A 10,124-nucleotide genomic window follows, 5' to 3' on the forward strand; every position below is an offset into this window, starting at 1 on the left:
TGTGAGTACGCACTCCCTACCAGCGTGCCGCAGAGCAGCACTACCGTTAACCCAAAGGGAATAGTTAGTTATATTATGCATTTACAACGCAACTTTGCCTTTTGACATAGATCAAGCAACCTAAAGCCTAAACCACCGACAATGCAAGCTCGTTATAATATTAGTTACCTCTTTGGTAACGCATCTGTAACATCATGTACTTCATGAGGTAACCATGTCATCTACACCGTCCGTTAGTAGTCTCAACTTGCTTCGCTTTAGCGACCCTAAAATTAAAACTCTACACCTTACTTGGTTTGCTTTTTTTCTAACTTTCGCCGTGTGGTTTGCCCACGCCCCGCTACTGTCGGCTATTCAGCATTCATTAGACTTAACCGACACCCAAGTAAAGGCCCTGCTTATTCTGAACGTAGCTATGACCATTCCAGCTCGTATCGTTGTGGGTATGTTGGTAGATAAAATGGGGCCACGCATTATTTATGCGGGGTTACTGATTATTTCCGGCTTTTTGTGTATTGGCTTTGCCTTTGCCAATTCATATACCAGCTTAGCTATTTTTCGTTTTTTACTTGGTTTTGTTGGCGCCGGTTTTGTTATTGGTATTCGCCTTGTAAGCGAATGGTTTCCTGCCCACCAAGTAGGTACTGCTGAAGGTATTTATGGGGGCTGGGGCAACTTTGGTTCGGCCGCTGCAGCCATGACCTTGCCTGCCATTGCCCTTGCCTTTGGCGGCGACGACGGCTGGCGTTATGCCATTGCCCTAGTGGGTGTGTTATGTGGTGTGTATGGTTTGGTGTTCTATAAATATGCCCGCAATACACCTAAAGGTTCAATTTATTTTAAGCCGAAAAAATCGGGCGCCATGTGGGTGTCGTCGTGGGGTGCCTTATGGACCCTACTGCTAATGAACATTCCCATGTACCTAGCCTTAGCACTACTGGCGTGGCGTTTAGCCCCAGGTGGCGTTAACCTTATTTCAGAAACCAGCATGTATGTGTTCTTCGCTTTACTAGCTGTTTTGTTTGTTTATCACAGCATTCAAACGTGGCAAATTAACGCCCAACATTTGCGCGAAGGGGTAGCTGAGTTAGAAAAATACTCGTTCAAGCAAGTGGCTATATTAAACGTAGCCTACTTTGCCACGTTCGGTTCAGAATTGGCGGTAGTTTCTATGTTACCGCTGTATTTTTTACAAACCTTTGAAGGCTTAACTCCGGTAACGGCTGGTTTACTAGCTTCGGCTTTTGCCTTTATGAACCTTATGTCGCGTCCTTTAGGTGGCTGGTTCTCTGACAAGTATGGTCGCCGCCGCAGTTTACTTATAATGATTGCCGGTTTAGCCGTGGGTTATTTCCTAATGGGCTTAATTGACAGCTACTGGTGGATTAGTATTGCTGTACTGGTAACTATGCTTTGTTCGTTCTTCGTGCAAGCTGGTGAAGGTGCTGTATTTGCCATGATTCCGCTAATTAAGCGCAGCATGACAGGCCAAATTGCTGGTATGGCAGGTGCATACGGTAACGTAGGTGCCGTTGTTTACCTAACTGTGCTTAGCTTCGTAAGTTACAGTAATTTCTTCTTTGTGATTGCCGCTTCAGCCCTGCTTGGTTTTGTGGCGGTGCTATTTATGGACAACCCGAAAGGCCATATTTCAGAAGTAATGCCCGACGGCACTGTACATACAATTGAGGTAGGCCATAAGTAAATGGACACTGTGCCCGCGCATAATAAGCAGTTACTGCTTGATTACCACGTTATTAGTGATGCTGCGGGCAAGGTCGGCAATGAAGACGCAGCGGGCATGTATTGCCCTAGCGACGCTTACATGCAAACCTACAAAGGCGCTGCGTTTGTAATTGCCGACGGTGTGAGCAGTGCCGAAGCCGGCCGCGACGCTAGCAAAACAGCCGTTGACGCCTTTTTACACGACTACTTTAAAACCCCCGACACTTGGTCGGTACGCCACAGTGCCGAACAAGTGTTATCAACCATTAATTTACGCTTATATCGCCACAGCCACGCCTTTAATAATGACAGTAAAGGCCACTTATGTACGTTCAGTGCAGTGGTTATTAAGTCTCATTCGGCGCATATTTTCCATGTGGGCGACAGCCGCGTGTACCATTGGCGCAACCAACAGCTAGACCAACTGACCACCGATCATACGGTGCATATTAGTAAGGGCCGTTCGTTCTTAGCCCGCGCACTGGGTATGGACGGTAACTTACAGCTTGATTATCAACGCCTACAGCTAACCCTTGGCGACAAATTGTTGCTTAGTACCGATGGCTTACATGAGTTTGTAAGCCCCACCGAAATAAACCACGCTTTAACAACCCTTTCTTCCAGCGAAGAAGCCGCCAATAGTTTAAAAGCGAAAGCCTTAGCTGCCGGTTGCGACGACAATTTAAGTGTTATTGTGGTGCATATACAGCAGCTGCCCAATGAAGACATTGACGACTACCAAGAGCGGTTAACCAAATTACCTTTTCCACCTGCCTTTGCGCCGGGTATGAAAGTAGACGGTTACGAGGTAATCAAAGAAATTTTCGCCAGTAGCCGTAGCCACATGTACTTAGTTAAAGACCTTGAAACCGGTGTGCTGGCCGCCATGAAAGCGCCTTCGGCTAACTTTGAAGACGACAGCAGCTATATTGAACGTTTTATACGTGAAGAATGGATTGGCAGCCGTATTCACAGCCCCCATGTGGTAGGTATTATTCGCCAGTCGCGGCCTCGTAGTTTTTTATATTATGTCATGGACTATGTGGAAGGCGACAGCATGGACGACTGGTTAGAAGCACAATGGCTACAAACTAGGCAACCCATAAAGCCCGCACTGGCGCTGCGGCTACTTGACCAAATAGCGGCCGGCCTACAAGCCTTTCACGACTGCGAAGCTATTCACCAAGACTTAAAGCCCGGCAATGTAATTATTCAGCACGATAAAGCCAGCGGCAAAGAAACTGCCATAATTGTTGATTTTGGCTCTGTGTTTGTGTCGGGCGTGGCTGAAATATTTATTCCGATTGAGCACGAGTCGGTACTAGGTACAGCTTCTTATTCAGACCCGCTGTATTTAACCGGGAAAAATTCGGCCATTCAAGGCGACGTGTATTCGTTGGCTACTATTGCCTATGAAATGTTTACCGGCAAATTGCCCTACAGTGATAAAATTGAAAACTGCAAAGTGCCGAGCGACTACGACCGATTACGCTACATTAGTGCCGCTAAAGTTAATCCACGGGTACCCGTATGGCTTGATCGGGCGCTACAAAAAGGCGTCGATTTTGATTTACAGCACCGCTACACCACAGTAGCGGAGTTTATGAAAGACCTCCGCCACCCTAACCCTGACTTTTTGCGTGACGAAGTTAAACAAAGCAGCAAAAACAGCAGTTTGCTATTTTGGCAACTGCTGTCTGGTTTTTGGTTTATTACCCTACTACTGGTTATTTATTTGTTTGTGCTGAACCGTAGTTAACCTACCTAGGGATTAAGGCTTGGGCCGAAACGGCTTTATAACCTCTTCGTTACACTCTAAAAACGGCCCTTCCATTAAGTCGATACAATAAGGTACCGCTGGGAATACTGCGTCTAAACACTGCCGAATGGCTTTTGGCTTGCCCGGTAAGTTAATAATTAAACTTTGCTTTCTTAACCCTGCCGTTTGCCGCGACAAAATGGCGGTGGCCACGTACTTTAATGATTCTGTACGCATTAGCTCGCCAAAGCCTGGCATCATGCGGTCGCACACGGCTTCTGTGGCATCTGGTGTTACGTCGCGCTTAGCCGGGCCAGTGCCGCCTGTAGTAACAATAAGGCAGCACCCTTCTGTGTCGGCTAAATTAATAAGCTCTGCTTCGATTAAGTCTTGTTCGTCTGGAATTACACGGTGTACCGCTTCCCAAGGTGAAACCAGGTAGTCGGTTAAGGTTGCAATAATAGCCGGCCCGGAAATGTCTTCATAGGCGCCGGCACTGGCCCGATCGCTCACTGTAACTATGCCAATACGTGCTACTTGTTGTTCTTTATTTTCCTGCGTCATTCCTATTTTTACTCCAACTGCTAAGTGCTAAATTTTAGTCTAAATGCTGCACCATACCCGCTAGTTTAAGCCAATAGCCGTTACAGTCGTTAGCCTCTAGCGGCTGGGGTGCTGCACCGGTAATGTTTTGCTGAAACTTGTGTAACCACTCGAAGGTGCCTTGCGACTGCGGACTTAACCGCACTACGTCTACCGTACCACGCATGCTAGGTAACTGGTTAATTAGGTTATAACGGTCGCCCGATTGGGTTTGCACCCCGTTTAGTACAAATACACGTTGGCCGTCTTGGCTGTCAACCACGCGGCCATCGGGGTATTTAATGCAACAGAGTTCGCATTGGTCTTTGTGGCGTTGCTCTGAACGGGCAGTAAAACACCGTGCCGACCAAGCTAAAGGCATGTGGCCGAATGAAAACAGCTCGGTTTCGAAGCAGTCGCGAACGTCTTGAATAATACTTTCGTTTAATAACCCGCCCAGCCAGTCGCCAGAAAGCTCCACCGGCATTACCCAACGCTGCATACCTAAATTAACCATACGACGCAGTGAATGGTGATTATAAATACTTATGGCTGCACCTGCCACAAAGGGTAGCTTGTTGTCGTTTAGTATGCCTATGGCGCCAACGTCGTTGGCTTCAACAAGAAATTCGCCATTGTCGCAATAGCGGCGTAATTCCCGCAGTTCGGAAGGTGCTTCCAATAAGGTCATGGTAGACAAGCACACTTGCTTACCCGCTTCGCGCAGCATGTGGGCAATGTCCATATAGTCGTCGAACTTAAGCTCGCGACGTTTGCTACACACGGCTTCACCTAAGTAAACAATGTCAACGTTACTTTCGGCGGCTTGCTGGTAAAAACTCTGCATTTGCTTTTTTGGCCAGAAATACAGAACAGGCCCAAGGGAAAATTTCATTTGCGTTATTTCCAAGTACGGTGGTACGCGCCAAGTGTGGTTTGACTGCCTTCCGACAAGTTTGCTAGCACACGTTGCCATTCAGCGTCGACAGTAAAGGTATCGGGGGCTGCTAACACGCTGTCAATGGCAGCTCGCCATACGCGTGTTATTTGCGCCACATAGGCCGGAGAACGTTGCCGCCCTTCAATTTTTAATGACTTAATACCTTCTTTGTATAGCTGGGGTAATAAGTCGAGGGTGTTTAAGCTAGTAGGCTCTTCTAAGGGGTGGTACACCGCGCCTGCCACTTCAAAGCGGCCTTTACAAAGCGTGGGGTAACCGGTGCGCTCGTCAGGCTGAAAACGGTCGATAAGCACACCATTTAACCGCGACTCGAGTATGCCGTCTTCTTCCTCCCAGCGCACATGGGCTGCCGGCGAACAAACACCCGCCGTGTTGGGCGACTCGCCGGTCATGTACGAACTCAAGTAACAACGGCCTTCAACCATTATGCACAGGCTACCAAAGGCAAATACTTCCAAATCAATATTGGTGGTGTGGGCTAAGGCACGCACTTGGTTCATAGCCAACACCCGTGGTAATACAATACGCTTCACGCCAAACTGCGACTGATAAAAGTCGATTGCGGCGGCATTGGTAGCCGAAGCTTGTACCGACAGATGAATTTCTTGTTTGGGATAACGTTCAGCGATATACCCTAACAATGAAATGTCGGCAACTATAAGAACGTCGGCTTTCGCTTTAATAGCCGCGTCGACGGCACCTGTCCACTGATCGTAGTTTTGTGGCTGGGCAAAGGTATTTATTGCCACATGTAGTTTACGCCCGTGTTGGTGGGCATAAGTAACCGCTTCTGCCAAGGTACCTGAGTCGAGGTTTAAACCAGCAAAATGCCGAGCATTGGTTTGATCTTTTAACCCCACATAAACAGCATCTGCGCCGTTTTCAATAGCAGCTTTTAGGGCCGGAATACTTCCAGCAGGACACAACAATTCCATAGAGGCTCTCTTCGATGTTTTACGGGAATCTGCTGCGACTTAGCTGACTTCCGTAGTGTTTCATGGCACTATAATTGTACGCCAAACATGAACGGAAGTTGTTGAATGTTAAATAAAAATCGAGTTATTCAGTTGTTGGTAGACCAGCTACCTACGGTGGCTAAAAAAGTAGTACCTTTTATTCCACAAACATTTTCAAGGGTGACGATAGAGCAAACTTTAAATCAATTTTTTAAGCACGAAATAAGTTCGGGCCTGCTCGATTTTATGCAGCAGCGTTCAGTACAAGTGACGGTGACAGACTTGAACTTTAGTTTTTATATTACTGGTCAGTTAAAACATGGCAAACCTTACTTGCAGGTTAGCCATACGCTAACCGACGCCGATGTAGCACTAGCGGGTAAAGTAGACGATTTGTTTTTACTGGTAACCCAGTACGTTGATCCCGACACTTTATTTTTCCGTCGGCGACTGACCTTACGTGGAGATACTGAATTGGGGTTAGAATTGAAGAACTTTCTTGACACCATTGAACTGCAAGCACGCTTACCTAAGCCGGTGCACCAGTGGTCGTTAGATATTGCCGGCGTTCTTGCTGAACGCCAGCCATTATAATTTCTAGCTTGTTAAAGTATTTGTAATAGCTCGCCTTCGCGATCGAAGGCGAGAAAGTTAGCGACAGTACCGCCTTTAATGCTTTCTACCATCATGGTTAATGGCTGCTCAGCCTGCTCTGTGGTAGGTGGTAAGCCCGCTAAACCACTCATACTGGCCGCAAAAGCAACGTCCCAGGTAAGCCCTGTTTCTTCTGACTCTTTAATTAATGCTTCGAGGCACTCTACTTCTTCTGGCAACTTATCAACACATAGTACGGGGTCTAAGTTGCCGCCACTGCCCTCTTCAAACCGTAAACGCTGCTCTTCTGTTGCTTGCTCGGGCATTTCTTTGCGAGCAAATACAAATAATAAACGTTGTGGCTCGGCTTGATCTTTGGCGGCTTTAATAAAATCGTCGTAACTACTTAACATGGTTTAGGCTCCTTAAACAACGAGCTGCAGTGTAACAAAAAGTCGGGCGTACTGCCCTTGAACCAAAGGAGGGATGACCTCCCCCTTTGGTGGTAGATTAACGACTAATTTGCTTCTGCGGCTTCGTGCTGGAGCACCTTGTGGGTTTGCTTTTCCCGGTGGTAATGGCGTATGGCATGCTCTTTACGGCGCCCTGCACTAAACGACGACACCCGCTTTAAATAACCAATAACCCGGGTGCCGTGGTCCACATCTTCGGTTCCGCACTTAGAGCACTCGTGAAGGGTACGCTTGTCGATATGTTCGCACTCGTTACAAATGGTAATTTTCACGTTAATACAGAAGTAGTTACAGCCGGTTTTTGCGGCAATGTTAAACAACGAGAAGTAACCTTCTGTGGATAACTTTTCTTCTAAGTTCAAATGCAACGCTGAGCCACCGTCGAGGAAGTCGATTAATTCACGGCCATGGAGAATAAACTTATCGAGGGCGTTGGTTGCGTCGCCTTCTACTGTATAAAAGTACGAGTTATAGCAGTCGCGTGGAACAAAGTAACCGTCATTGCGGTCCCACTTGGCATTTTTTACACCCAGGTTTTCCGCCGGCACAAACTCGGTATTAAACATATAGCCATATTCTTTTTTGGCTTCTTTGTTACCGTCGTAAATCACTTTTAAGTGTTGTTGCACGAAGTCTTTGTAAGCTTGGTTATTACCCACCACTAAACCTTGCGACTCAGCCGCTTCGGCCATGCCATTAATACCGATGGTTAAAAACTGCTTATCAAGGGTTATAAAGCCTGCGTCATACACAGTAAGCAAGCCGGCTGCTAAGTATTCGTCCATTAAATGACGGTAGGCCACCTGGTACTTATGTATTTTGCTCAGCTCTTCGCCAAGGTCGCGACCGTCTTGCACCAAGCGGTTCATATTAATGGTAATCACGTTTATCGAGCCCGTTGCCACACCACCAGCACCTAAGGTGTACGAGAAGGTATTGTCGGCAATTTCGCTGCGTAAGCGGCAGCACGAAGCTAATGAGTCGGCGTTGTCTGAAAGGTACACAAAGAACGAGCTGCCTTTAGCCATGTGGTTTGCCATGGTGCGGGCAAAGGCGGTGTCTTTACACAGGCCGTCGTCGGTTAACATGGCCACAGTAACCACTGGGAAGGTGAGTACGGTTTTATTACGCTCTTCGTTAAACCAGTCGAGGAAGAAGTTTTGTAGCGCTTCTACGGTTTCCCAGTTGGGTTTAGTGAAGTCTGGGAACACAAATTCGCCAAACATGCTGTCGAAATAAAACTGATCGTAAATGGAAATATTCCAGAACACACTTTGATAACCACGGGCCGCTGCCGGTTGGTTTAATGCGTACACCACGTGTTGCAAATGGTTGGCTATTTGGTGGCGATGGGTATTTAAGTAGTCGTCGCCATAGTCTTTACGGGCGAAGTAGTCGAAGTAGGTTAGGAATTCTACGGTGGCCACAGCCCCTGCAAACTGCGAGCTTACGGCAAACACGAAGTTTACAAAGGTACCGCAGAACGACTCGATATGTTTCGGGCCTTGCGACTCGCCACCTAACTTAGTCAGGCCGTCGCGTAAAAACGGATACATGGTCACCGACACGCAATAGGGTTTTAAGCTGGTTTCGTCGTGCACATAAATTTCATGGTCTTCAATTTGACGTACATATTCGGTGGCTAATTCAGCACCAAATAACGTTTCAATTTTGTTACTTACCTGTGCGCGGTTTACCTGCACGAAAAAGTCTTTCATTAACTCGGCTTCAAGTGTGGCAACGTTTTTGTGCGTTACGTTGGCGTTGGCGTCCATTTTCGAACCGTCTGCGGCATTTTCTGCGTGAAGGTAATCTTCCATAAACTGAAGCTTATTATTAATTTGTTCTTTCGTTAGTCGTAACATAGCGTTCCCCTTTATATTTCTTTTTTATTCCCAGAAGCGAACATTAAGTAATTCGCCACTGCTTAAATGCATAAATCGTTGGTTGGTTGCTCGGCTGTCGAGCCCGCCGCGAGAAGCGATCCACGGCCCTGTTTTTAAATAGTCGAGCTCGCGCTCCAAATAGCTCGGTACACTTTCTAGCCCGGTGTATAGGCAGGTTTTTAAACCCTGGGCTTTGGTTATCTTTAATAAAGTTTGCAATGCTGCTGGGTGCCATTCGCCACCAAGAAACAACACACAGGTAATGAGTCCTTGGTAGTCGTGCAGTCGCTGGCTGAAGTAGTCGGGTAGCAATTCTATGCCACTACCAGTAGGCCAGGTGTCGACGCTATGGCAGCCTTTGCAACCTACCGGGCAACCGGTAATGGTATAGGCTAAAGACGTCTCGCCTGGGACCTCTTGCCACACAATTTCTTCGCTGCTGTAACGCAATACTGAATTCATCAAAACACCACATGTTGTGCCTGCACGCCATCACTTGACACTATATATAGTGAATACCATAGCGTTACACCAGTCTTATGTGTTGATCTAAATCAATCAGGTAGGGGTATAGGTTTTTTATCGAACGTGTAGGCCGCATTCATTCAGCGGTTGTTACCCCGGCAGGGGTAGTCAGTAGTTTTAGGGGTAACTCGAAGCAAAAAGCCAAACAATTTTAGGGAGGTCGCGTTTAGGCTTTAGGTTGATCAACTACTCAGCTTTCATTGAAATTGATGTCATTCATGCTTTTAAACTCATTATTTGAAGCTTGAGGAACTTTTTCTAAAGAAGCCTCTGTGAAAGAAGAAACGAAAAAAAGCTGTTGTGCCAGCTCAGGCTGAAACAGGGCTTCCATTTCAAGCTCTAAATAGACAGCGTGCGTTTGAAGTTCATCTTGCTCGATTTCTCCCTTTCTAAAACCAGTTTCTAACTGCATAAATTTTTTGATAAAAGCGAGCTGTTCTGGTGAGAAGTCGTATGTTCTTGCTAACCTTTGTATTCGCCCTTGCCTAAATAATATTTGATTTTCTGCGTTCAGTAAGAGGAAAAACGTAAGTCGATCGTCAGCAGGTAAGCTACTGGCCAATTGCTCGGTAATAACAAGGCTGTCAGCGGCAGATAACTTATTCACACTATCAGCCATCGCCTTAATATGAGCAGGAGCGGAACACTCTTCTGCCGCAACAG

Annotated in this window: 10 protein-coding genes; 3 read left to right on the plus strand and 7 right to left on the minus strand. The window is 46.8% G+C overall.

Annotated features, from left to right (window positions below):
* Positions 1-214 precede the first annotated feature (214 nt).
* Complete coding sequence (locus M1L23_RS13110) at positions 215-1,705, plus strand: NarK family nitrate/nitrite MFS transporter (RefSeq protein ID WP_252627888.1); 1,491 nt, start codon at positions 215-217, stop codon at positions 1,703-1,705.
* Positions 1,706-3,484 (plus strand): bifunctional protein-serine/threonine kinase/phosphatase, encoded by a 1,779-nt coding sequence (locus M1L23_RS13115; protein ID WP_252627889.1) that lies wholly within the window; start codon positions 1,706-1,708, stop codon positions 3,482-3,484. It begins immediately after the preceding gene.
* A gap of 12 nt (positions 3,485-3,496) precedes the next feature.
* On the opposite strand, the gene mog is transcribed toward M1L23_RS13115, so the two are convergent.
* From mog to ubiU, 3 genes are read right to left on the minus strand one after another with little or no spacing between them, the layout of a single operon-like run.
* On the minus strand, positions 3,497-4,048 hold the full coding sequence (gene mog, locus M1L23_RS13120) for a molybdopterin adenylyltransferase (protein ID WP_252627890.1): 552 nt from the start codon (positions 4,046-4,048) through the stop codon (positions 3,497-3,499).
* A 34-nt stretch (positions 4,049-4,082) separates the two neighbouring features.
* On the minus strand, positions 4,083-4,961 hold the full coding sequence (locus M1L23_RS13125) for a U32 family peptidase (RefSeq protein WP_252627891.1): 879 nt from the start codon (positions 4,959-4,961) through the stop codon (positions 4,083-4,085).
* Positions 4,962-4,966: 5 nt separating this feature from the next.
* The gene (ubiU, locus tag M1L23_RS13130; RefSeq protein ID WP_252627892.1) at positions 4,967-5,962 is read right to left on the minus strand and encodes a ubiquinone anaerobic biosynthesis protein UbiU; all 996 of its coding nucleotides are present in this window, start codon (positions 5,960-5,962) and stop codon (positions 4,967-4,969) included.
* Between the two features lie 105 nt (positions 5,963-6,067).
* On the opposite strand from ubiU, the gene ubiT reads away from it, so the two are divergent.
* Positions 6,068-6,577 (plus strand): ubiquinone anaerobic biosynthesis accessory factor UbiT, encoded by a 510-nt coding sequence (ubiT, locus tag M1L23_RS13135; RefSeq protein WP_252627893.1) that lies wholly within the window; start codon positions 6,068-6,070, stop codon positions 6,575-6,577.
* A gap of 11 nt (positions 6,578-6,588) precedes the next feature.
* Here the strand turns inward: ubiT and M1L23_RS13140 are convergent, their stop codons facing one another.
* The 4 genes from M1L23_RS13140 to M1L23_RS13155 form a co-directional block, all read right to left on the minus strand.
* Positions 6,589-6,990 carry a ribonucleotide reductase subunit alpha gene (locus M1L23_RS13140; protein WP_252627894.1) on the minus strand — a complete coding sequence of 134 codons (402 nt, stop codon included), beginning with the start codon at positions 6,988-6,990 and terminating at the stop codon, positions 6,589-6,591.
* Between the two features lie 104 nt (positions 6,991-7,094).
* A complete protein-coding gene (gene nrdD, locus M1L23_RS13145) occupies positions 7,095-8,915 on the minus strand; it encodes an anaerobic ribonucleoside-triphosphate reductase (protein ID WP_252627895.1) in 1,821 nt (606 codons plus the stop codon).
* Between the two features lie 24 nt (positions 8,916-8,939).
* Complete coding sequence (nrdG, locus tag M1L23_RS13150; RefSeq protein ID WP_252627896.1) at positions 8,940-9,398, minus strand: anaerobic ribonucleoside-triphosphate reductase activating protein; 459 nt, start codon at positions 9,396-9,398, stop codon at positions 8,940-8,942.
* A gap of 253 nt (positions 9,399-9,651) precedes the next feature.
* On the minus strand, positions 9,652-10,124 hold a 473-nt coding region (locus tag M1L23_RS13155; protein ID WP_252627897.1), incomplete at its 5' end, for a hypothetical protein.

This window comes from Aliidiomarina quisquiliarum (assembly GCF_023922585.1).
In the GTDB taxonomy this organism is placed as follows: Bacteria; Pseudomonadota; Gammaproteobacteria; order Enterobacterales; family Alteromonadaceae; genus Aliidiomarina; species Aliidiomarina quisquiliarum.

Coding starts and splice junctions, on each gene's coding strand:
- ubiU (WP_252627892.1), bottom strand. CDS start 5,962: ATGGAATTGTTGTGTCCTGCTGGAAGTATTCCGGCCCTAAAAGCTGCT.
- M1L23_RS13110 (WP_252627888.1), top strand. CDS start 215: ATGTCATCTACACCGTCCGTTAGTAGTCTCAACTTGCTTCGCTTTAGC.
- mog (WP_252627890.1), bottom strand. CDS start 4,048: ATGACGCAGGAAAATAAAGAACAACAAGTAGCACGTATTGGCATAGTT.
- ubiT (WP_252627893.1), top strand. CDS start 6,068: ATGTTAAATAAAAATCGAGTTATTCAGTTGTTGGTAGACCAGCTACCT.
- M1L23_RS13115 (WP_252627889.1), top strand. CDS start 1,706: ATGGACACTGTGCCCGCGCATAATAAGCAGTTACTGCTTGATTACCAC.
- nrdG (WP_252627896.1), bottom strand. CDS start 9,398: ATGAATTCAGTATTGCGTTACAGCAGCGAAGAAATTGTGTGGCAAGAG.
- nrdD (WP_252627895.1), bottom strand. CDS start 8,915: ATGTTACGACTAACGAAAGAACAAATTAATAATAAGCTTCAGTTTATG.
- M1L23_RS13140 (WP_252627894.1), bottom strand. CDS start 6,990: ATGTTAAGTAGTTACGACGATTTTATTAAAGCCGCCAAAGATCAAGCC.
- M1L23_RS13125 (WP_252627891.1), bottom strand. CDS start 4,961: ATGAAATTTTCCCTTGGGCCTGTTCTGTATTTCTGGCCAAAAAAGCAA.